Consider the following 24,927-nt stretch of genomic DNA (forward strand, 5'->3'; position numbering starts at 1 on the left):
ACATATTGATTTTCATTATTTTAAACACAATTATTTTATTTTTTAAATTTAAAAAAGGCAAAAAGTTTACTTATAAAGCAATATGATTACTTTATTAATAATTAATTTATATCTATTTAAATTAGCTAAAGTTTAAAAAAAATATGTTTTATTTTTTGTGTTATTGAACATTATAGCAATAGGTATAAAGTTCTCTAAAATGTTCTTTCATTTTTTGCTTGGCTAATTGCGGGTCTTGATTTTTGATAGCATTAAATATAGATTGATGGTCTGTAATACCTCTTTGAGCCAAACCTGCGTCACAAACATGGTGCTTTTTAAAGTTAGTAATAATTTCTGGAGTAATAATTAACATAAAAGTATTCATTGTGCTATTGCCACTTGCTTTTGCTATTGCTAAATGGAATAATAAATCTTCTTGGACAGCATCTTCTCCACTAACTACCTTAGCTTTATAAGCTTCTAATGCGTCTTTAATTTGTTCTAAATCGTCTTCTGTTCTTCTTAAAGCAGCTAGTTTTACTGTTTTTAATTCTAATAAAATTCTTGTTTCTACTAACGATTTAAAATCTGGCTCATCTAATCTTAAAATATCTTCAATCATTCCATTCAGTGCAGTAATGCCAATATTCGCTACAAAAGTTCCACTTTGTGGCCTAGATTTTAATAAACCGTAAAACTCTAGTTTTTGAATTGCTTCTCTAACATTACTTCTGCTTACTTCAAACTTTTCTGAGAGCATTCTCTCAGATGGTAACTTATCTCCTGGTTCTAAATTTTTATAATTGATTAAATCTCTTATACCAACTATAATAAGATTTTGAACCTTTTGATTGTCATTTTTAGTAAGAACTTCTAACTTCATATTTTATATTTTAAATTTTTATTTGGTTAACCAAATAACTGCCTATAAATATATAAAAACTAATTTCTTTATCAAATTTAATGTGACACTTCTAACTCGTAAAAATTAACTTTGGCGTAAGAACCCTCATCTGTTGATTGAAAATAATTTCCTGCTTTAAAATAATTTTCGAAAATACCCCATTTTTTAATGTGTATACTATCGTAAACCTTAAATTCGCTACCATTTAAAACAATCACCATTTTACCATCTGAAACTTTTACCTCTAAAGTAAATTTTCTGAAATCTACTTTTTGCTCAAAATTATAACCTTCATCATTATCCCAAATATCTTCTAACAATAATAAATTACCTGCTGCATTTACATTTTTAAGAACCTTAGACTTTATACGAATTCTACCTTGATCCCAATAAATTTTTAATATTGGAGGTGCATTGTTATCTTTTTGACCTATTAAATCACGCTGTTCATTAGTAAGTCTTCCATGAATTTGCATAATAATTACTATGTGGTATTTACCATTGGCATCTTTACTAACTTCCTCCATTTCTATTTTCCCTTTCATGTAGGCTCCGTCTGCAAATGTCCAGTTCTTATTATTATTACCAGGTATCATTTGTTCTCTTAATTCTGACCTCGTATATTTTGTGTTACTGGTTTTAGAGTCTGTAGGCATTGCATGAAAAACGATTGCTCCTTTCGTAGAATCTATGTACATGTAAGGTTTTGCAATTTCATTTTTTGCAAAATCTAATATTTCTGGTGGATCAATTTCATAAGGCTTTCCATCTTCTTTAGTTACTGGTAAAGTAACCTTCCAGTGACTTAGATCTATTTTAGGTAATTTTACCTTTTTTCCAATATTTTTTTCATCAGAATTCTTATCCGTTTCTGCAACGCTATTCTCAGTTTTGTAAGAAATAGCGTTCACAGATATAAATATAATTACTAAAAGTAATAACTTTATTTTTCGGATTTTTTTCATTTTCTACTAATTAGTTAGCTGGATAAATTTTAACATTGTCTACGTAAGCATCAACATCTGTTACTGCATAAATCATTATTCCAACTTCTCCAATAGCATTCGATGTAAACTCTATTTGAACTGTTGTAAAAGTAGTTTTCCCTTTTACCTCTGTGCCTACAAAATTTACTATAGGAGTACTGGCTACTGCATCTGCACCATCATCAAAATGACCATCTAAAATTGCTGCTAAAATTCTATTACCACCATCTGCAATGCCAGATTGCTCATCTGGAGTTTTAATTGCGTACTCATATTCTAAGATATATTTAACTACAATTGGTGGTCTATTAGGAAATTTAGGATTTATATATGGTGATGGAGAAAGTGATACAGCTTGGTATGCATATCTTGTGTTTGAGCTTAAATAAACCCCAGCAGAAGTACTTTTAGTCCATTTAGCTCCTTTAGTTTTCGCTCCATTATCAGAACCGTCATAATTTAACCAAGAACCATCTGAACTTGAATTGAATGGATTTGTGTTACCTCCTGTAAATGTAGAAAACTTCCAATCGGTTGAACTATTATTAAAATCTCCATTTAAAATTGTTGGAGTTATAGGAACGAATTTATCTACCACCTCTACTTGAATGGTTTTAGAATCTGATGCTCCATTTGAATCGCTAACAGTTAATGTTACTGGGTATGTACCTTCTCCCCCTTCAAAAATATGAGAAGGATCTTGTAAGGTTGATGTTGCTTCGCCATTAAAATCCCAGAAATATTTGTTAGATTCTACTGAAAGATCTGTGAACTGTATATTTTTAAAGTTGCTTGCATCTGGTATATACGAAAAATCTGCCCCTGGTAAAAAATTATCTACTTGAGAATTTGCACCTGGCAAATCTTCTCTAAAAAGATCTGTACAACTAGAAAAAAAACTAGTTATTAATAGCATTCCAAGTAAACACAACATAGTTGATTTACTGAAAATATTTGTTTTGTTTTTCATTATTTTATAAATTTTAAGTTATTAGTATCCAGGATTTTGGGTCAAAAGACCTTCACTCAAATTAATTTCCCTTGCAGGAATTGGCAACAACAATGCTCTAGAAGTAAACACATAACCCATTTGAGTAGCGTGTGCACTTAAAACTGCATCTGCAACACCAAATCTAACCAAATCGAAAAAACGTTGATTTTCAAAAGCTAATTCTACTCGTCTTTCTAACAATAATTCTTCTTTTGTAATATTGGTTACATTGTTTGGAGCAGTTGCTGGAAATGCACGATCTCTAATTTGTCTAAAAGAGTTTAAGGCTCCTGTTGCGTTGGTTGATGGATTACCTGCCATAATTGCTTCTACATGCATTAAAAGCACATCTGCATATCTTATTGCAATATAATCGTTTCCTGCATTACGTGCATTAGGCCCATAAGCTGGAGTAGCTGTAGAGTCAAATCCATCTGGAAAAAACTTCGCCACTTCATTTTCATCATCTGCAAGTAAACCTCCACGATTGGTAACCGAAACTAAAGTTCTATCTCCACCTGCAGCTCTTAAGTCTACTAGAAGATTTGTATTTACAATATTTTGACCATCTTCTCTTCCAGCACGAACTGATGAAGTAAATTCAGATGAAAAACTTTGACTTTCTTGAGCGTTTCCAGATTCATATTGAATTGCAAAAATTATTTCACTATTCAACTCATTGTAAAAAACATCCCTATAATTACTTTGTAAACTAAACTGAGCGCTATTAATTATTTGCTCGCACAAAAGTTGTGCCCCTGAATAATTACGTGTTGGTTGTGTTAAATACACTTTAGCCAATAATGCTTGTGCACCCGCTTTTGAAGCTCTAGATTTATGCGTATTATCTAATGTATTAATAGCTTCTTGTAAATCTGTTTCTATTTGCGTATAAACCTGCTCTACAGGAGTTCTTGTAAAAAGAGCCACTTTGTCTTCAGGTCCAAGTACTGTTGTTACCAAAGGAACGTCCCCAAATAATCTTATTAATTTAAAGTATGCGTAAGCTCTTAAAAATTTCGCTTCAGCAGTGTATTTTGCTTGATTACTTGCGTCTGCTACATCTATAAAGTTTAAGATATTATTCGCTCTAAAAATAACCTCGTACATTGAAGCATAATAATCTTCAGATTCTACATTATTTGCATCTACAACGTATCTGTGAAAATCAGATTTTGAACCTTCTAAAGTTGAGTTTCTTGTGTTATCTGTTCTATGTTCTGTTAAAAGATGTTCGAATTGCACACCTCTATTCGCATTAGCGATACTTGTTGTTGTATTTTCATTAACACCTTGAAGTGCGTCGTAAACACCTATAATTCCAGCTAAAACATCTGCATCTGATTGAAAAAATCCTTCTACTGCTACAGCAGAATCTGGTAATGGGTTTAAGAAATCTTCATTACCACATGATAGAAAAAAAGAGGTCAATACAGCAATAAATAAATATTTTATATATTTCATAATAGTATTTTTTTAAAATTAAAATTCAATATTCATACCTAAAGTGTATGTTTTAAATATAGGTGTCCCTGCTCTCTGAGAACCGTAAGCTCTAGGGTTGGAACCATCTATATGTTCTGGGTTAAAACCATGATAATCACTAGCAGTAATATAAAGCAAGTTTTGGCCAGTAGCATATAATCTTAGTGATGATATCCCTAATTTTGATGTTACATCTTCTGAAAAATTATACCCAAGGTTCACATTTCTTAATGAAAAGTAATCTGCACTTGCTATAACTTCACTTGTTAACACTTTTTCTTGAATGAAAGATTCATGAGGTACAAGTCCGTCTGCAACAGCCTGAGCCTCACCACCACTTCTTGTACTATTCCCAAACCAATTATAAAAATATTGATCTCCTATGTTATTCACTTGCGCACCTAAACTTCCTTGTATCATAAAAGAGAAATCAAAATCTCCGAATTTGAATTCATTTGTGAAACTGTATACTAAATCTGGGTAAGGGTTTCCTAAAATGGTTTTGTCATCATTTGTAATAATACCATCTCCATTTAAATCTTTTACAATTGTATCCTCTGCTTCGCCATTAATTCTGTTCCAAGGACTGTCTACATATTTAGTTCTAAATTCTGTATCATCATATTTATCTGTATCTACTACAAATCCCCAAAAAGAAGATATAGGCTCTCCAATTCTATTAATCCACTGAGAGTTTCTTCCATAATCATCTTCTATTAGTGCATTGTTAGAATTACCAAATTCTAATAATTCATTTTTGTTTGTAGATGCTATAAAAGTTGTATTCCAAGAAAAGTTTTCTTTAATAACATTTCTAGTTCTCAATTCTAATTCCCAACCACTATTTTCAACTTTTCCTAAATTTACGATACCTCCATTAAAACCAGTAACATAAGAAACAGGATTGTTTAATAGTAATTTATTACTTGTTCTTCTATAATAATCTAATGAACCAGATATTCTGTTGTTAAAAAAACCAAAATCTACAGCTGGATTGAATTCTTCTGAAGCTTCCCATTGTAATAATGTATTTGCAATATTAAGAGGAGAAACACCAGCAGCAATACTGCCATTTGTAATAGCATTAGAGTTGTTTAATAAAGCTAAGTATGGCCATATATTAACAAGGTCGTTACCAACATTAAAATTTTCTGCCCCTGTTAAACCATAACTAACTCTAAATTTCAAATTACTAATAGCTTCAACATCGTTTAAAAAGTTTTCTTTAGCAACATTCCAACCTGCAGAAACTGCAGGAAAATTACCCCATTTTGAATTTACTCCAAAAACAGAACTACCATCTCTTCTATATGAAGCCGAAACTAAATATTTGTCATTAAAAGCATAATTAACTCTACCAAAATAACCAATTTTTCTTAACTCTGTGTTTACTTCAGAAAAGTTAGCAATTGCTGTAGCTCCCTGTAAATTTTTAATTAAATCGTTAGAAAACCCATTACCTGTAACTTCACTTTGTGAACTTTTTCTTTGTTGAATAGTCATACCTGCTAAAAAGTCTAACTCATGATTTCCAAAGTTTTTAGAATAAGATAAAGTATTGTCTGAAACTATTCTAGTTCTGCTTCTATTTTGTAAATTATATTGTGCTCTACTAGCGCCTGCAGCATGGTGCAATGTACCATCATATCTGGTTCTTCTTCTATCTTCTATAGTAACCCCTAAAGATGTTTTTGCAGTTAAGCCGTCTAAAAGTTTAACGCTAAAATAGGTAGAAGCAAATAATTTGGTATTAAACTCATAATGCTCTCTTTCTACATATTGAGCATATGGGTTAGAATCTCCAGAAGTACGAGGTCTACTTGATCCAAAACTATCATTAGGATTTACATCCAAACTAAGTAGATGGTCTTCATTAAAATAATCTCCTATTTGAACATTTGGATAAGAACCCCTATTTATAAATTGAAGTGTTTCTGCTGTATGATAAATTGGCAACCAAGGTGATTGACGTATTGGATTGTGAATAGATGTTGGTAACCTTCTTTGAGAAGTATAAGATGGTGTAAAATTAAGACCAAATTTAACTTTTTTACCTAATTTAGAATCGATTTTTACATTTCCAGTATATAATTTGTAATCATCTGTAATTACGACACCTTCATCATGAACATATCTTAAAGAGGAACTAAAACTTGTACTCTCAGAACCTCCTCTTGCTGCAAAAGAGTGACTTGTTACTGTACCTCCATTAAAGAAAACATCTTGCCAATCTCTATCTATACCAGTAGTCGCAACTAATAATTGTGCATATTGTGTTTCGTTAGAAAGCGCCCCTGTAAAAGCTTGTTCTTTCTTAGCCCAATCTGCTACACTTTTTCTATAATCGTCACTACCATGTGCATTTTTAAAACCTGTATAGGTTTGATAGTTGAATTTTGTTTTTCCTTCTTTACCACTTTTTGTGGTTATCAAAATAACACCATTTGCACCTTCACTACCATATATAGCAGCAGATGCTGCATCTTTTAATACTTCAAAAGACTCTACATCATTCATGTCTATATTTCCAAAAAACTCAGAACTAACAACAATACCATCTACTACTAAAGCTGGACCTGAATCTGCTGTTATAGATCCTACACCTCTAATAGTAATCGTAGGTGCCCCACCTGCCTCTGCATTTGTAGCTTGTATATTAACCCCAGAAACCTGACCAATTAAGGCATCATCTACCCTTGCAACCGAAATTTGATCTAGTTTTTCATTTTTTACTTTAGATATAGCCCCTGTTAAATGAGACTTTTTTTGCGAACCATAACCCACAATTACAATTTCGTCTAATTCATTAGCACTTTCTACCATTGAAATATTCAAAGTTTTTTGACCAATAATTATAACAGATTGAGACGCATATCCTAAGTAAGAGAACTCTAAAACATCTCCTGCTTTAACCTCTAAAGAATAGTTTCCATCGAAATCTGTTTGTATTCCTTTTGTAGTTTTTAAAATTCTAATGGTTACTCCAGGAAGTGGAGAATTATCTCCTTTAGACGTTACAACACCCTTTAAGGTGTATGAGTCTTGTGCGTAAAAGCAAATGTTTACTAACATTACTAATAGTAATGTTATTTTAAATTTTAATTTCATAATTTTATTTTATGTTTAAAAATGTAATTAGTTTACCTTTTAATTGGTAAATTTTTTTTTTGGCACATAACATTAAAAAAACAATTTTTGTATTTTTGCTTTTGCTAATGCTTAATTAATAGTTATGTATTTAGTCTTAACTTCCTTCAGAAGAAGTTTTTAAAAGGATAGGCGTGCACCTATCCTTTTTGTTTTAATTAATTCAAATTTAATCTCATACACGTAATGTTTTTTGGTTGCCAAAATTGGTTCACCACTTTGGTTTACCAAATATATATAAAATTTTGTTAAAAACAATACTTTGATATTTTTTTTTGATAAAAAACTAAACATTTTAGTTAAGATAGTATAGAATAAACCAAAAGCTCCAAATTCAATTGAAATACTATTCCATGAAATCCTCACGAATTGGGCTAAAAACATCTATTAAAATTCCTTCTTTGGTGCATGTTGCTCCATGTAAAACATGAGGTGGAATATAAACAGAATCGCCATCTTTTACTGTTTTTGTAACTCCTCCAATTGTAAATTCCCATTCTCCATCTATAGCATACGTTACCTGAGAATGATGATGTTCATGCTCATAACCAATACCTCCTTTAGAAAAATGTACTTTAACAAGCATAATTTTATCATCATACCCCATTATTTTTCGTTTTACTCCTTCACCAACTATTTCCCAATCTTGGTTTTCGTCTAATAAAAATTCTTTACTTGCTCCAAATGTTTTCATTTTGTTTTTATTTAATTAATTCGTAATAATAAGAACCATTCCAATCATAATTCTTACCGTTAATTTTTATTGTATGTTTTGCCTCTTTTGTGTCTTTTTTGTTTGATGTTATAAACAATTTAGTGGTATCATTTATATTTGTAACTGCAATTGCAGTATACTCTTCTGAGTCTAAAACAACTTTTAGTTCTTTAATACTACTATTCGAGTTTACCGCAAATTCAGAAACTGGACTATAGCTACCATGTGTCTCAATGGTTGATACAAAAAGCGTATTTTTTGTGTTTTTTCTTCTTAATAATAATGCTGCTTCTCTTCTAAGATTAAATTCAGGATCATTAGCGCCAATTCTGGTAAACAACAATTCATCGTTATTATTTGTAATGGATGTTAACGTGTAAAATTTTTGATGATTGATCCAAGATAATTTGCTGTTTTCACTTGATGCGTTTGCTGAACCTTCTAAATACAAATGTTGATATCCGTTTTTGCTCCCTAAAGGCTGCAAATTTTCTGGAGTTTTATAATCAAAATTCGTATTTAAAACTTGTCCTAAAAAGTAATAAGGAAAATCGTATTGATTTTCTTTGCTTGAATTTATCTTCATAATATCTAAAAGATAAGGTTTTTCAAAATCTTTATCTTTTATAACAACCATTGTTCGCAGTAACTCAGTGCCTGGATATGCATTCGTTTCTTTCGCACTTACCACTTGAACATTTTCGTTTTCTGAAGAAAAATAATGCAGTTCAGAATGATGCTGACTTCCAATATCATATTTTGCATCAAAATGAGAAGTTTCGTTTTGCGTAACCGTATTATGGGCTATAGTTTGTTTTGCCCAAGTTTTGTTTTCTTTTAAATAATTACCTCCACCTTTTTGTTCGATATTTACAAAACGTGCCAAACCATAATCTTGAATTATTTCTTGCCCATTTTCGTATAAAGAAAATGATAATTTATCATAATGCCCATGACTTGAACCTTGAGCTGCATATTTAAAAACCAATTCTAAATATTCACTTCTTAAAATTCCAACTCCACCTTGTTTCCCTTCTGAACCATCACTTAAATTAATCGATTTTTTCTGAAATGGTTTTGCTTCCCCATTTTTAATGGCAAGAGCTACAGAAAATCCAGAATCATCTAATAATACTTCGTTTTGCTTTTCTGCAATACTTAATAAGCCAGTATCTTGATTTCCATATTTATAGGCAATATTAACAGCTGTTACTAATTCTCTAGAATAATAAGACATTCCTTTTTGACCATCATTTAATGGAAAAAATTCGCCATCTGCATCCGATAAATTTAAAAGTGCATTAACAGATTTTAAAAGTACGCCTTCTTTGTAATCGAAAATTTTTAAATCTGGTCTTACGTTTTGCAATCCTTCAGCAAAAATTAAAAAAGGATACATTGCATATCTCTGATAATAAGGACCTTCTGTATAATAACCATCAGGTGAAAATGGTTCTTCGATATTTGCTAAAAAACCAGCTTTACCATCTTTATTTAAATATCCTCCATCATCATCTTTCGCAGTTTTATCTAAATTTAAACCTTTTATGCCATATAAAGCGCGCTCTATTAATTCCTCATCATTCATAACCAATCCAATCATTCCAACAGCTGCATTACCCCAAGTGCTATGGTTGTGAACTCTTTGATAAAATTGTGGACTGTCTATGGATATATGATCTGCAAAGGGTTTGAACAAATTGGTTTCTAACTTATTGCGTTCTTCTTTAGATAGATAATTATAAACACAATCATAAGCCTGACTTACGTAAACCAACCAATTAGAGTCGTTTAAACATTGCCAAAATAATTTACCTCTTGCATAAGATCTAGTTTTAGGATGTAAAGGCAATGTTTTGTACATTTCCTCATATTGTAGTAACATATCTTTTACGTACTTCGCATATTTTTCATCCTCTAAAATTTGATATAAAAGACCTGCTTTTTGCAAAGCTAGAAAGTTTTTTTTATGACGAGTATGTGAATAACCACCTGAATAATCTAAAGGAATTGGTGTTTTTATACCCAATGCAATTTCTGCATCTATTTCATCTTTTACTGCTTGTAATGTATTGTCGAAAATTGGAATTTTCCCTAAATTTTTTCTGATATTTTCAACACCTTTTTTTGTTAAAATTAATTTTGGATGCTCACTATTATCATTAGATACAGTTTGCGAAACTTGCTTTGTGCAAGAAAAAATTAAAAAAGAGACAATTAAAAGTTTCGAGAAATTTAACATTGATTTATTTTGATGCGTTAAAAAAAAAGTACCTCAATATAATAATATTGAAGTACTTATTTTATATTACATTAAATTCTAATTTTTTATTATTTTTTTTGTGGCAACAGAATCTCCACTTGTAAGTTTTATCATATAAATTCCATTTGCTAATGAAGAAATATTTAAATTATTATCATTTAATTTTAATGAGCTTAAAACTTTTTTTCCTAATAAATTGTACACCTCAACTTTGTTAATTTCAACAGATGAAGAAATATTTAAAAACTCATTTGCAGGGTTAGGGTACACACTAACTTTAGATGAAAACACATCATCTACTGATGCTGTTGCACCTAAGTTAACTAACGCTAGGTTATCTATTCTAGTTTCTGTATCACCACTCATCCAACCTTTGTCTTTACCAGAATCTCCATGTGAATTTGCATCATAAGGGCCTACTGCTCTAATAAAAATTGCAATGCTAGTTTCTGCACCCGTATTAAAAGTTAATTGAGTCATTGCATTTTTATTTGTATCTGCAGGAGGCACAATAGTGGTTCTTGCTACATGATTGTTTGTATTATCTACAGACGCCACTGTTTCATAACCAAAACCTAATTGAGCAGCATCTGCAGGAGCAGCATATATGGGAGTATAACCATTTTTATATTCACTTCCTTTTAATATAAGCACTTCTATGTATTGTGTTGTAGTACTTGTTGATGAGTACCAATAATCTAAATCAAGTGTATAATTGCTATTTGCTTCTACAGCAACTTCTTGATATATACCATCAGATTCTAAGTTGTCAAATTTAATTACATCATTTGAATCTTTAGTTGATGATTCTGCTTGGTCTGCAATATCTTTATTTATCCAACCAGAACAGGTGCAAGTTGAGCCTTCGTTTTTGGCTATATTGTCAAAAGTAGCATTATGAACTGTGGGTTGCGTTTGGGCAAAAAATACTGTAGTTGCTAATAAAGTAACGAAAAGTAATGTTTTTTTCATAAGAGTGAGTTTAAAAAGTTTATGTTTGATTGGTATTCCAAACTGGATAACCAATTTGGTTTTCCAAAAATACAATTTTATTTGGATTATCAAAATTTATTTTAAAAAACTATTAATTAAATAGTTATGTTAGTTTAAATTGAAATAAAATTAATTCCTAAATTCTATTTTGTTATAGTAATAATTTTTGAAACGGAGTTTTGCTCATCATCAACTTTAATAATGTATAAACCATTTTTTAGATTGGATACATCTAGAGTGGAATTTTGAGTAGATTTTGATATTTTTTTTCCTAGTATTTTTCGTCCATCAATTGTATAAATAGCTATCTCTTTTATGAGTTGATTTGTGTTTTTAATGTAAAGAATATCTTTTGCTGGAATAGGAAAAATTGCTAATTCATTTATTGGTTTTACATCATTTACAGATAAAATTGATGAACCATAAAACTCTATTTCGCCAACTGCACTCCATACACTTTTTCTAGTATCTCCATCACTATTAAATCTACCAAAACCTATTAATTTTATAAAACGAGCATTTAAACCACTAGAAATTTCAAATTGATTAAAATCTGTTGTACTTGTTGCAGATAACAATAAATCTGCTGAAACAGGAAGTATTTTAGTAAAATCTGAAGCATCTGTTCCTGTTGATGAAGCCCATATTTGAAAACCAAAAGGGTCTGCTTTGTTTGTAGTTGTGTACTGTATCATGTTTACAGCATGTACACTACCTAAATCGTAAATAATGAACTCTCCATCACCTTTATAATCACCAGAAACAATTGCATCATCATCTGCAGCCCAAACTGTACTATTGTCTTTATCTAAAGTATTGGTTGCATAATTTGTTTTTCCATTACCAACTTCTTGTTTTGAAAAAGAATGTACACTTACTGGGTCATTTGCATCACCTGTATTTATTAAATTGTAGTTGCTAGTTAAATCTGCTCCATTTTGTGTTACAGATAAAGTTCTTACAATATTATCACCACCAGCAACTTGTGTAAAAGTAATAGTACCTGTTCTTGAACTTGTTGTATCGTTTTTGGTAACTGTTACAGAAACTGTTGCATTTCCTGTTCCTGAATTGGTATTAATAGTAATCCAAGCATCATTTGAAACGGCTGTCCAACCTACATTTGCAGTTACTGTAACATCATAACTGCCAGCTAAAGGATCTAAGGCAGATAAACCACTAACTGTTAAAGATTCTATTACTGCAATTGTACAATCTCCATTTGTTATGCTTGCTCCTGTGTTATCTACAAAACAAGCACCTATTCCATAACCAACCATAGTATCAGTAGTTGGTGTATAAGAACCCATATCTGCACCTTTTCCTGTTGCTCCTGAGAAAGTAAAAACTTCACCATTGGCAGTTGCTACAATGCCTGCTTCTTCAGAGAAACCAGTTGTTGTTGCACCCAAAGATGTTCCTGTAAAAACATTTCCAGAATAGGTTAAACCTTTACCTAAATTAGTAAAAGCAGTTTCACTATCACCAGAAATAACAGCGGTTAAATTTGGATCTGCATTTGCAAAGTAAATTAAGTTGTTAGTAACTGTTCCTGTTGGATCTGTAGATCCTTTATCTTCATTATAAAATAATGGGGCATTTGTATTTACTAAAGTATTGTTAGCAACATTTATATTTATTACTTTTTGATAATCGCTAGAAACATTATCTGCTGTACAAGTAACATCAGCATTTGCACTTCCACCTAAAAAAGTAAAACCATTATTCCATTTTGCACCACTATTTACTGCAATACAATCTTGTATATAATTATTTGTAATTGTATGCTCACTATCTACAATTCTTATACCTCCTGTACCATCTACATCTTCTCCTAAAAAGTAGTTACCATCTACAATTGCATAAGAACCGTGTCTTAAAACTAAAGAACCTCTACATCTTCTAAAAGTATTATTCGTAAACGTATTTCCTTTACTTTTATTAGTGATGATTTCGTTTTCTCCATCAGATTGTACAAAATAGTTGTTACTTACAATGGCATTGCTATTTACCATTTGATAAGAGCTAGTTCCTAAACGTATGGTTTCACTATCACCTGAGTTAGAATAAGGATCGCCATTTGCTTTAGTGTAAGGATATAATTCTGTTATTTTAGAATAATTAAAGAAATAGTTATTTAATATTTTATGGCCTACTTCTGTACAACTAGTGTTTAAATTATCATTATCTTCATCTGGAAAAGCATTGTAAGCATATTCTCCTAAAATTATTGCACCTGCAGTAACTTTATTCATAAATGAGCAATTTATTACAGTATTGTATGTTCCATAGAGCACAATCCATCTGTGTTTTGGAATTTGTTCATCAGCTAAATCATCTGCTAGTTCACTGGTTTCAACTCCTAAACCATCAATTACACAGTTTTGAATTGTACTATGATGTGCAAAATCTTGGCCATTTCTAAATTCGATAAAATTACTTGCACCATAACCACCTTTCCAATGAAAGCCATCTACAACTAAATATTCTCCTGTTGCTATTTTGGTTCCATTATCAGATTCACCTCCAATAGTTAAACGTGGGCCTCCAGTAAAAATAACTCCTCCAGGAGTTTCTGCTCTAAAAGTTACAGGGTTTTCAGCAGTACCAGAACCTAAAAAAATGATTCTTTCATCTGTTGTATACACACCATTTTTTAAAATGATAACATCTCCTGCTTGATAAATTACATTTCTTAAATCTTCTGGATCATCAATAGTATAAGTCATATTTTGACCCACTATAGAAATAGAAAATAACAACAATAATAGTAGTGTAATTTTTTTCATTTTATTGGTTCTTTAAGCGTGTTTTTTTTGGTTTACCAAACTGGTTTACCAAAAATAAAAATTAAAATGAATAAATGAAATTATTTTTCATTTATTTAAAAAAAATGATTATCCATTCTTAAAATAACTACATGTTATATACACCTCCATTAATATCTAATGTGGCTCCTGTTATAAAACCATCATATTCAGAAGCTAAAAATAAAACTGCACGTGCAACATCATCTGAATTTCCTGCTCTTTGAATTGGAATTTCTGATATTGTTTTTACAGCCGATTCTTTGGTGGTATGAGTGTTGTGAAAAGACGTGCCTAAAATTAATCCAGGAGCAACTGCATTTACTCTAATACCTAGTGGGCCTAATTCTCCAGAAAGTGCTCTTGTAAAAGTTAAAATTGCTCCTTTACTGGTAGAATATACCAAAGAGCCTGCATGACCTCCTTTTCTTCCTGCAAGTGATGCTAAATTTACAATACTACTATTTTTATTTTTTGATAAATAAGGTGCTGCAGCTCTTGTAACAAACATCATAGAAGTAAGATTGACATCCATAACTTTGTGCCAAAATTCAGTTTCCATTTCATTAAGCAGTTTACGTGCAACTAGAGAACCAGCATTATTTATTAAAATATCTAAATTGCCAAAGGCTTCTATAGTTTTTTCTACTAATAAATTTGCATCATTTTCATTTGTTAAATCTCCAGAAATCGCAATCGCATTTAAACCTTTGTCTTTTGCATACTTTACTAATTCTTTGGCAGCTTCTGCACTAGAAAAATAGTGGATAGCTACATTGGCTCCAGCATTAATAAAATGCTTTGTAATTGCTTCTCCAATCCCTTGAGCACCAGCAGTTATTAATATATTTTTTCCTAAAAGTTTATTATTATTTATCATTATATAAATCGTTTATTGTAAGTTTAAATTGTTGATTTTATTGTATCCACTTTTAAAAATAATCAAATAATGCAAGAGCACCATTATAAGAAATTACCAAAGAAAAAAACAGAGCAGCATACATGCCAATAAATACGCCAAGACTCGTTTTATAATTACTCATTACTTTTTTACTACTTAATAAAAGGATAATTCCCAAAATTACAATTGGCAAAACAAACACATTAAATACTTGCGATAAAATTTGAATTTCGATAGGATTACCACCAAATACAGGACCAATTAGTGCTACTAAACAAGCAATTGCTGTAATTATTCTAAATTGACGAGAATTAGTATCTAAAATTCCTGATTGGTAATCTGCCACCAATAATGGCGCAATTAGCAAACATGGGAAAATGGATGATAAACCAGCACTTAAAGCACCAAAAAAGAAAATAGTTACTGCCCATTTACCTGCAACTGGTTCTAAAGTATTTGCCATATCTAATACTTGAGTAACAGCTTTGCCTTGGTAAAATAAAGCTCCAGCTGCAACTGCCATAATTGTAGCACTTATTACAAATATTAAAACTGCAGCTGTAATAGAATCTTTTTTCTGTTGTTTTAAATTAACCATAGTCCATCCTTTTCCTTTTATAAATAATGGACGTGATAAAAACGTAGCAGCTGCCATTGTTGTACCTACAAATGCTGCAACCAACATTTTACCTCCAGGAACATCTGGTATTGTTGGTAAAAATCCTTGAACAACATCTATAGAAAGCGGCTGAACAAAACACAGGGATAATAAAAAAGACAACCCCATTAAACTTACAAAAATAACCAGTATTTTTTCAAAAAAAGTATACTTACCCACCAACATTAACAAGTAAAAGGTTACTATAATTAGAATGGCAATTATTAAAACGGTTTCATATTTAAAACCATTTAAATCATGAAAATTTATAGCTAGTATTTCAAAAATAATGTTAGATGAAATTCCTAAAATACCCATTAAAGAATTCCATTGTCCAAAAGTAATTCCAACAATAATTAATAACGCTAATATTTTACCATATTTAAAATGTTTTTTAAAACCAAATAGTGCTGTTTCGCCTGTTATTAAAGCATAGTTTCCATAGGCGAACATTAATACCCCAGAAAAAACACAACTTAATAAAAGCACCCATAATAATTGCATATTAAACTTGCTTCCAGCAACAATCATAGAAGTTACGCTACCTGTACCAATTGTATAACCAATTGCAAAAATACCTGGACCAAAACCCAATACAATAGCAATTAGTTTTTTATAAAAAGGTTTTTTAGTCTTCGGTGATTCCATAATTTTTAATTGTTATTTACTAATTATTCAATCCAATTTGTATGGTAATTTTTTGATGATGCATCATTTAATTTTTGATAGGTATGTGCACCAAAAAAATCTCTTTGTGCTTGAATTACATTTGCTGAGGAATATTCTGTAGTAATTCCGTTTAAAAACTGAACAGCTTCTGTTAAAACAGGTGTTGTAAGATCGTTTAAAACACATTCAGAAACTACTTTTTTTGCAGCGGGTCTGTATTGTTTAACTATAGTTTCCAATGTTAAATTGGTTAAAATGTTAGTTGTTTCTTTAAAAACACCCACTAAATCTTGCATTAAAGTAGATTTTATAATGCAACCTGCTGTCCAAATTCTTGCAATTTCACTTAAATTAAGATTCCAAGAAAATTTAGAAGAAGCTTCTTCAATTAATTTAAACCCTTGATAATGATTCATAATTCTTGCAAATTGATAGGCTTCTAAGACTTCTTTATTAGTTGCATTTATTGTTGATGATTTTGATTCTGTATACTTTTTATTCAATTCAATACGCTCATCTTTATAAAAAGAAATATAACGCGAAAACAAAGCAGAGGCAATTAATGTACTTGGTACACCTAGTTCTGCAGAGGCAATGGTTGTCCAGTTTCCTGTACCTTTATTACCAGCTTTATCTAGTATTTTTTTTACTAGCCATTCATCATTTTCTTTTTTCCTAAAAATGGATGTTGTAATGTTTAGCAAATAACTATCAGCAGTAGATTTCCAACTTTCTAAAGTGTTTGCTATTTCATCAGGATTTTGTCCTAAGTTTTCTAGAATAGTACAAACCTCTGCCAACAATTGCATTTCTGCATATTCAATACCATTATGAACCATTTTTATAAAATGACCACTTCCTTCTGAACCTATATACACACAACAAGGCAAATTATTTTTGTCTTTTGCAGCTATGGTTTCTAGATAAAATTGAACTTTTTTGTAAGCTTCTAAATCACCACTTGGCATAATTGATGGCCCTTTTAAAGCACCTTCTTCTCCTCCAGAAACTCCTGCTCCAATAAAATGGATTTTTTTATTTTTTAGGTATTCAAATCTCTTTTTGGTTTCTAGATAATTAGAATTTCCTCCATCAATTAAAATATCATTTTCTGCTAAATGTGGTAATAAATCTTCGATAACAATATCTGTAGTTTTACCTGCATTTACCATTAACATTATTTTTCTAGGTTGTTGCAAAGAATTTACAAAACCAGCAATATCATCAAATGCTTTGGCTGTAGATAACTCTTTATGTTCTGCTTTAAAATTAATAGCAATGTTTTCTTCTACACCTTTTACATGTCTATTAAATATCGAAATTTCAAAACCATTATTGGCTAAATTTCTAGCCAAACTTTTTCCCATAACTCCTAAACCAAACAATCCAAATTCTGATGTTGTCATTAATTTTTCTTTAATTGTTTGTATAATTATTTCTGGTTTTAAGTTGATATCAATTTGCAAAGCATATGCAGGGATTTCCAAAATATCAAATTGTGACTTTAATAATTCTGCTGGCATAAAATGATTTGCTCTGCTATTTAATCTTTCCAATATGTGATTAAATGTACCAGATAAATGAATCCATTTCGATTGATTTTCTATAAAATTGCATAAAATATTTCTGTATTTTTCTTTTAAGGCAGAACAAGCAATAATGCAACTATTTCTTAAAACTTGCTTTTTTGCTAAATCGTTTAAAGTGATTAACCAACTTTGTCTGTCATCATCATTTAAAGCAATTCCATTGCTCATTTTTTTAATATTACCTTCAGGATGAAAATCATCACCATCAAAAAAAGGAATATTTAAATCTTGAGAAAGTAATTTTCCAATGGTGCTTTTTCCACATCCAGAAACACCAAGTATAAAAATTACTTTGTTCAATTTGTCTTTTTTTATTGATTTGGATTTGTAGATTCTCCAACAGTTGCACCCTTAAACCAAACCTCTGCATAACTTCCATTTTGGTATTGTTTGGAAATATCACCATTGTAAATTTCTGACTTGGTAGATTTACCATTTGCCTGATTATAAGCGCCTTGTTTAAAATAATTAATTTCACCTGCATACGCATTTGGTCTTTCTTCACTTACAATTCTTTTGGTTGCATATCTTTTAATAACCTGTTGTGGAATATCTGCCTTTGTAGAAAAATCTGATTTTAATAGATTTTTAGCAAACTTTACTGTTGGATGATTTTCACTTGTAAAGGTTAAATACATCATTCCTTTATATACATTTACTTCGTAGGTAAATTCTTCTCCTAACTCAATACCATCTTTTGGTTCTTCTGGTTCTGTGGTTGCATCTGTACCAACTACTGAAAAATCATATCCCCAAACTGCTGTAGAAAAATCCCATCTGCCAGAATTATCTCCTAGTGTATTTATTTCATAATTCCAAAAAACAGACCCTTTTGTGTGTCCTGGAAATTTCTTATAATATATTTTTAAAGGTTCGTTTTCATGACCTTCACCACTATGAATTTGACCAACAACCACTGCATACGAAGATGAAATATCTGCATGACCAGTGGTAGAAACGTGTTGTACTTTTAAGGTACCCGTTAATTTGCCCCCAACCTCTGGAATCCAATGTTTTTTTTCTCCTAATTCTGTTCTTGTGTTACTAGAAGTTCGAGACGTAATACCTGAGTTTGGCGTTTTATAAACTACCCAATCTGTTTTACCATCGTTTTCTACATAGAAAAAATCTTCTTTTTGATAGTTAACTAGTGAATCTTTATAAGTACCATCACCTAAAAGAATTTTCCATTTTTCCATAAACGGAATTACATCACTTGGGTATTTTATTTGATTTTGTGCAGATGAATCTGAACTTATTTTAGCATTACTTTTGCATGCAATCATTCCTAAAAGGAATATAATTGCAATAACATACTTTTTCATTGTCCTTTTTTTAGTTTGATTAAGCAATAAATAAACAGCTTAATACATTAATTTCTGCTCTAAATTTTCTTCTGTTTTTATAATTCCAGAATTTGTTAAACTATTGGCTGATTCTATATTATTTTTTGCCCCCCATAAAATAGAGACGTATTTCACTGGGTTGTTTTTAAACGTATTATTTTTGATGTTGACATTTACAATTCCTCTGTGATTTAGCAAAATTCCATTTTCTTCTGCAGCTCCACAATTTGTAAAAGTAGAATTGGTTACCAATAAATTTCCACCAATTGTAGATTCATCATAACCACCTCTATAATAGTCAATTACATTTTGTTTTACGCTGTTAAATGCACAACCATCTATGGTTAAATATTCTGTATTATAATCTCCTCTATCATTAGTTTCTTCAGACAATTCAATTCCGTTTTCACAATCTGAAATTGATGTACCTTCAAAATTAATTTCTTCTGAAAATGCCTGTTTGTAAACTTTTAAAGCATACTTAAAATTAGAAATTTCGCAATAAGAAACAGCTAAGCCAAAGTGGTTAGACATGTTTTCTTTTAAACTTGCAAAAAGATAGTTTGTATTATTTCCTTTCAATATTACATTTTGAATATTTAATTTTCCATAAGGCTGTAGAGAAAATAAAGGAGTATCATTTTCTCCATTATATATTATTTGTGCTTTACCATCTCCAGAACTTAAAATTGTAATCGATTTATTAATTACTATAGATTTATCAACTTGAAATAAGCCAAGGCCTAAATCGATAATATCGCCATTTTTAGCTTCATTAATTTTAGCTTGTAATTCTTCTACTTTGGTAACTTTATGTGTAGTTGGTTCTGTCTTTTCTACTTCGTTTGAAAACCAAGAGGCACCATATTTTGTTTTATCTAGTATATTTAGTTTGATATTATCTGCTTGTAAAATAGCTCCAATTTGGTTGTGATTACTTCTAGATTTTCCTAACAAATCTTCTGTAATATTTTCAAAATCGAAACCATTGTAAACTTCTACATCACTAAATCCAGTAACTGGAACTGCAAGATTGCTGCCTATATCTGTTAAGCTTAAATCTTTAGTTATTAAACCATAAGCACTGTTAATTTCTATACCATTATTATCTATAATATTGCTTTTAAAAGTAACTCCATCTGCTCTATCATGCTCAATTATTGGATTTGGATCACCTACAGAATTATAAATCACATTATTTACAAACTCAACTCTTTCAGGCCTTGCAGATCTAATTTCTGACACTGGTAAAACATCGGCTTGTGCAATATTTGTACCTACACCAAATTGCCAAGGAGAATCTGAATCTACAAACGTATTGTATGCCACAACCACATCTGTAACCTGGTTGTATCTGTTTAAAGGCGATTTTGGAATTCCGTTCATAATTGCAATCGGACTTCTAAAATTTTTCCCTTTTATTTTGTAAAAAAGGTTGTTGGTAACCCAATGACCAGTGTTGATTATTCTAATTCCTCCATATTGTTCATTAACACCATCACCTATAAAATAATTTCCATCTACAGAAACATAATTTCCATGTCTGGTAACTACAGAACCTTCACTTTTATAGAAAACATTATTTTTAATGATATTAAAATTGGTTTTGCTCGATATAATTTCTACTTCTCCATTACATTCTTCAAATAAATTATTTGCAATGATTGTGTTGCTTGGAGACATAGATGTAAAACTACTTCCTAATTGAATCGTTTCTCCTCTTGCACCCCCTTTTCTAGGTCTTGGACCAAAATGATTATTGATGATTTTATGATAGTTTCTAATACTCTGATTCCCTTTTAAATCTACTCTCACAGTTGGTCCTCCATTCGTTTTTCCTGCTAAATAACAATTGCTTAATTCGTTGTGTTTGCCATAAAATTGTACCCAAAGATTGTCTTGATCTCTTTCTAAATTACTAAAATCTAAAATAACACAATTAGAAACTGTACTATGGTTTGCAACCTTTTCTTCGCTTGTTCTAAAGGCAATTACATCTTCTATTGGAGAGTATCCGTTTCTAAAAAACAACCCACTAACTTCTAAATAATTTCCACTTATTTCTAAACTCGATTTGCCTTCTATAAAAACTTGTCCAGCAGTTTCTGCGCTTAAAGTAATTGGCATTTCTTTAGTACCTTCTCCAATAAATTTAATTTGTAAATCTTTGTAAGTTCCGTTTTTAAGAACAATATTATCTCCTGCTTTTGCATTTTTAATTACCTCTGATAAAGCTTCTTTAGAGCTAACAATAATTGATTTTTTTTCTTCTTTACAAGAAGAAAATAATATTAAAATAATCGCGATTTTTAAAATATATTTCATAAAATTATTAATTGGTTTACCAATTTGGTTTACCAAATATAGGGATATTTTTGTGTTCACCAAAAATTACAACAAAACTCTTTACTGTTTAAAAGAAAATAGGAATTACAAACTGATAATAAAGTATCAACAAAACAACTGCAATGACGTTTAAAAAAATACCTGCTTTTACCATTTCATTTACCTTTACGTAACCACTTGCAAATACGATAGCATTTGGTGGAGTTGCCATAGGCAGCATAAATGCACAACTGCTTGCCATGGTTACAGGAATTAATAAATTAAGAATAGGAACATTTAAACCAATTGCAATACCAGCAACAACAGGCGCTAAAACAGATATTAAAGCTACATTACTCATCAACTCTGTCATGAACAACATCAATACAATTAATAAAGATACTGTAAAGAGAATGTTATAATTACCAGCTGCAATTGTGTCTGTAATTAAAGCTACAATTCCACTAGATTCCATTCCATTTGCTAATGCTAAACCTCCACCAAACAGTAGTAAAATACCCCAAGCTAATTTTTGAGTATCATTCCATTCTAGAATAAAATTTCCTTTTTTAAGATTCATAGGAATTGCAAACAAAGCAACAGCACCAATTAAACTGATAATAGTATCAGACAATTTTAACTCTGGAAAAATGGAATTGATAATGGTTCTTGTAATCCATAAAAAAACAGTAAAACCAAAAATAGTTAGTACTCTTTTTTCTTCGGATGAAATTTTTCCTAGTTTTTTTATTTCTTCGGATATTAAATTTGCTGATGATTTAAATAAAATATCCTTACATGGAAACATCCATTTTACCAGCACAAAATAAACAGCGATTATCATTAAAATTGAAAATGGTAAACCAAAACTCATCCAAGTTAAAAACGATATCTGAATGTTATATTGATTTTCTAAAAGCCCTATTAAAACCGAATTTGGTGGTGTTCCAATAACAGTAGCAATGCCTCCTGCATTTGCTCCAAAAGCGATGCCCAACATCATACTTAAAGCAAAATTTTTATCTGCTTTTGTAAAACCATCTTCATCTTTTATCAATAATCTAATAACAGAAATTGCAATGGGTAGCATTACAACTGTGCTTGCAGTATTGCTAATCCACATGCTCATAAAAGCAGTTGCCAGCATAAAACCTAACACTACTTTTTCTGGAGTTGTTCCTGTAAGTTTTACAATATTTAAAGCGATTCTTTTATGCAGATTTACTTTCTCTAAAGCCAAAGCCAACACAAAACCACCAAAGAATAAAAAGATAATTGGACTTCCGTAATTTGCACCAACATGTGCAATATCCATTATTTTTAAAAGAGGAAATAAAATAAGTGGCAACAAAGCTGTCACTGCAATATTTACGGTTTCTGTAATCCACCAAATTACCATCCAAACAGCCACAGCAATTACTGCATCTGCTTTTTCAGAAACTAATGTGATTGGCAAAAACTGGATTAATAAAAATAGTATTGGACCAAGAAGTAAGCCTATTTTTTTAGTTGGTTGCATTTTAGGTTGATTAATTTGATGCAAAATACTATAAAGTAACCTTTATAAAACATCTCGATACAAATTTGATAAAAAAATTAAATTTACTCGATGTAACATTATGTTTATTAGATTCCAGGAACTCGCGTTAAGGATAGAAACGACATCCTTTTTTATTTTTCATAAAAAAGATATAGTGGATAGCCTGTTAAAACGCCCAAATAAAAAAATCCCTACAAATTAATGCAAGGATTTTAAAGTTTTATGAGATTTCTTCACAAGGTCGAAATGACATTTAGTTTTTAAGTTTAGGCTGTTACCAAAAACTAACAACCAAAAACCATCAACTAATTAATAACGATAATGTTCTGGTTTAAATGGTCCTGCTTGAGTAACTCCAATATAATCTGCTTGGTCTTTACTTAATACAGTTAACTCAACACCAATTTTAGCCAAATGTAAATATGCCACTTTTTCATCTAAATGTTTTGGTAACATATACACTTCGTTTTTGTATGCTTTTGCGTTGTTCCAAAGTTCCATTTGAGCCAAAGTTTGGTTTGTAAAAGAGTTAGACATTACAAAACTTGGATGACCAGTTGCACAACCTAAATTTACCAAACGACCTTCTGCTAATAGAATTATATCTTTTCCATTGATTTTATATTTATCAACTTGTGGCTTAATTTCTACTTTTTCACCATTTTTATTCAAATAAGGAACATCAATTTCATTGTCAAAATGACCAATGTTTGCCACAATTACTTTGTCTTTCATTGCTTCAAAATGCTCTCCTCTAACAATTCCTTTGTTTCCTGTTGTTGTAATAATAATGTCTGCATTTGCAACAACTGTTTCTAATTTCTTCACTTCAAAACCGTCCATTGCAGCTTGTAATGCACAAATAGGATCGATCTCTGTAACAGTTACAATAGAACCTGCACCTTTAAATGAAGCAGCTGTACCTTTACCAACATCTCCATAACCACAAACTACCACACGTTTTCCTGCTAACATAATATCTGTTGCTCTACGAATTGCATCTACTGCAGATTCTTTACAACCATATTTATTATCAAATTTCGATTTTGTAACAGAATCGTTAATATTAATTGCTGGCATTGGTAATGTTCCGTTTTTTACACGCTCATACAATCTGTGAACTCCTGTTGTAGTTTCTTCTGATAATCCATTGATTCCTGCTGCCAATTCTGGATAACGATCTAAAACCATATTGGTTAAATCTCCACCATCATCTAAAATCATATTTAATGGTTTTTTGTCTTCACCAAAAAATAAAGTTTGCTCTATACACCAATCGAATTCTACTTCGTTCATTCCTTTCCAAGCATAAACCGCAGTTCCTGTTGCAGCAATTGCAGCAGCAGCTTGGTCTTGTGTAGAAAATATGTTACAAGAACTCCAAGTAACTTCTGCTCCTAAAGCTTGTAATGTTTCAATTAAAACTGCAGTTTGAATGGTCATGTGCAAACAACCTGCAATTCTTGCTCCTTTTAAAGGTTGGCTGTTTCCAAACTCCTCTCTTAAACTCATTAATCCTGGCATTTCTGCTTCTGCCAATTCAATTTCTTTTCTACCCCAATCTGCTAATGATATATCTTTAACTTTGTAAGGTACGTAAGCTGTTTTTGTGCTCATATTATGTAT

Annotated in this window: 16 protein-coding genes; all 16 read right to left on the reverse strand. The window is 30.8% G+C overall.

Annotated features, from left to right (window positions below):
• Nucleotides 1-160: 160 nt before the first annotated feature.
• The 16 genes from WAO74_RS00515 to ahcY all read right to left on the reverse strand — a co-directional run bounded on the left by WAO74_RS00515 (nucleotide 161) and on the right by ahcY (nucleotide 24,918).
• A complete protein-coding gene (locus WAO74_RS00515) occupies nucleotides 161-865 on the reverse strand; it encodes a FadR/GntR family transcriptional regulator (protein ID WP_422158785.1) in 705 nt (234 codons plus the stop codon).
• A 77-nt stretch (nucleotides 866-942) separates the two neighbouring features.
• Nucleotides 943-1,851, reverse strand: a complete 909-nt coding sequence (locus WAO74_RS00520; RefSeq protein WP_422158787.1) for a polysaccharide lyase family 7 protein — start codon at nucleotides 1,849-1,851, stop codon at nucleotides 943-945.
• Nucleotides 1,852-1,861: 10 nt separating this feature from the next.
• Nucleotides 1,862-2,842, reverse strand: coding sequence for a PKD domain-containing protein (locus WAO74_RS00525; protein WP_422158788.1), 981 nt, complete (start codon nucleotides 2,840-2,842; stop codon nucleotides 1,862-1,864).
• A gap of 21 nt (nucleotides 2,843-2,863) precedes the next feature.
• Complete coding sequence (locus WAO74_RS00530) at nucleotides 2,864-4,327, reverse strand: RagB/SusD family nutrient uptake outer membrane protein (RefSeq protein WP_422158790.1); 1,464 nt, start codon at nucleotides 4,325-4,327, stop codon at nucleotides 2,864-2,866.
• A gap of 18 nt (nucleotides 4,328-4,345) precedes the next feature.
• A complete protein-coding gene (locus WAO74_RS00535) occupies nucleotides 4,346-7,456 on the reverse strand; it encodes a SusC/RagA family TonB-linked outer membrane protein (protein ID WP_422158791.1) in 3,111 nt (1,036 codons plus the stop codon).
• A 385-nt stretch (nucleotides 7,457-7,841) separates the two neighbouring features.
• Entirely contained in the window at nucleotides 7,842-8,189 is a 348-nt protein-coding gene (locus tag WAO74_RS00540) for a cupin domain-containing protein (protein WP_422158792.1), read from the reverse strand.
• A gap of 7 nt (nucleotides 8,190-8,196) precedes the next feature.
• Nucleotides 8,197-10,452, reverse strand: coding sequence for an alginate lyase family protein (locus WAO74_RS00545; protein ID WP_422158794.1), 2,256 nt, complete (start codon nucleotides 10,450-10,452; stop codon nucleotides 8,197-8,199).
• Nucleotides 10,453-10,530: 78 nt separating this feature from the next.
• Entirely contained in the window at nucleotides 10,531-11,445 is a 915-nt protein-coding gene (locus WAO74_RS00550; protein ID WP_422158795.1) for a T9SS type A sorting domain-containing protein, read from the reverse strand.
• Nucleotides 11,446-11,609: 164 nt separating this feature from the next.
• Nucleotides 11,610-14,255, reverse strand: a complete 2,646-nt coding sequence (locus WAO74_RS00555) for a chondroitinase-B domain-containing protein (protein ID WP_422158797.1) — start codon at nucleotides 14,253-14,255, stop codon at nucleotides 11,610-11,612.
• A 127-nt stretch (nucleotides 14,256-14,382) separates the two neighbouring features.
• Nucleotides 14,383-15,153, reverse strand: a complete 771-nt coding sequence (locus WAO74_RS00560; protein WP_422158799.1) for an SDR family NAD(P)-dependent oxidoreductase — start codon at nucleotides 15,151-15,153, stop codon at nucleotides 14,383-14,385.
• Nucleotides 15,154-15,205: 52 nt separating this feature from the next.
• On the reverse strand, nucleotides 15,206-16,480 hold the full coding sequence (locus tag WAO74_RS00565) for an Nramp family divalent metal transporter (protein WP_422158800.1): 1,275 nt from the start codon (nucleotides 16,478-16,480) through the stop codon (nucleotides 15,206-15,208).
• Between the two features lie 23 nt (nucleotides 16,481-16,503).
• Nucleotides 16,504-18,390 (reverse strand): NADP-dependent phosphogluconate dehydrogenase, encoded by a 1,887-nt coding sequence (gndA, locus tag WAO74_RS00570; protein ID WP_422158801.1) that lies wholly within the window; start codon nucleotides 18,388-18,390, stop codon nucleotides 16,504-16,506.
• Nucleotides 18,391-18,401: 11 nt separating this feature from the next.
• Nucleotides 18,402-19,415, reverse strand: coding sequence for a polysaccharide lyase family 7 protein (locus WAO74_RS00575; protein WP_422158802.1), 1,014 nt, complete (start codon nucleotides 19,413-19,415; stop codon nucleotides 18,402-18,404).
• Nucleotides 19,416-19,454: 39 nt separating this feature from the next.
• Nucleotides 19,455-21,761: a chondroitinase-B domain-containing protein gene (locus tag WAO74_RS00580; RefSeq protein WP_422158804.1), complete on the reverse strand. Its 2,307-nt coding sequence runs from the start codon at nucleotides 21,759-21,761 to the stop codon at nucleotides 19,455-19,457.
• 88 nt (nucleotides 21,762-21,849) lie between these two features.
• Complete coding sequence (locus tag WAO74_RS00585; protein ID WP_422158806.1) at nucleotides 21,850-23,280, reverse strand: SLC13 family permease; 1,431 nt, start codon at nucleotides 23,278-23,280, stop codon at nucleotides 21,850-21,852.
• A 330-nt stretch (nucleotides 23,281-23,610) separates the two neighbouring features.
• Nucleotides 23,611-24,918: an adenosylhomocysteinase gene (ahcY, locus tag WAO74_RS00590; RefSeq protein ID WP_422158807.1), complete on the reverse strand. Its 1,308-nt coding sequence runs from the start codon at nucleotides 24,916-24,918 to the stop codon at nucleotides 23,611-23,613.
• Between the last annotated feature and the right edge of the window lie 9 nt (nucleotides 24,919-24,927).

This window comes from Polaribacter sp. (genome assembly GCF_049276715.1).
In the GTDB taxonomy this organism is placed as follows: domain Bacteria; phylum Bacteroidota; class Bacteroidia; order Flavobacteriales; family Flavobacteriaceae; genus Polaribacter.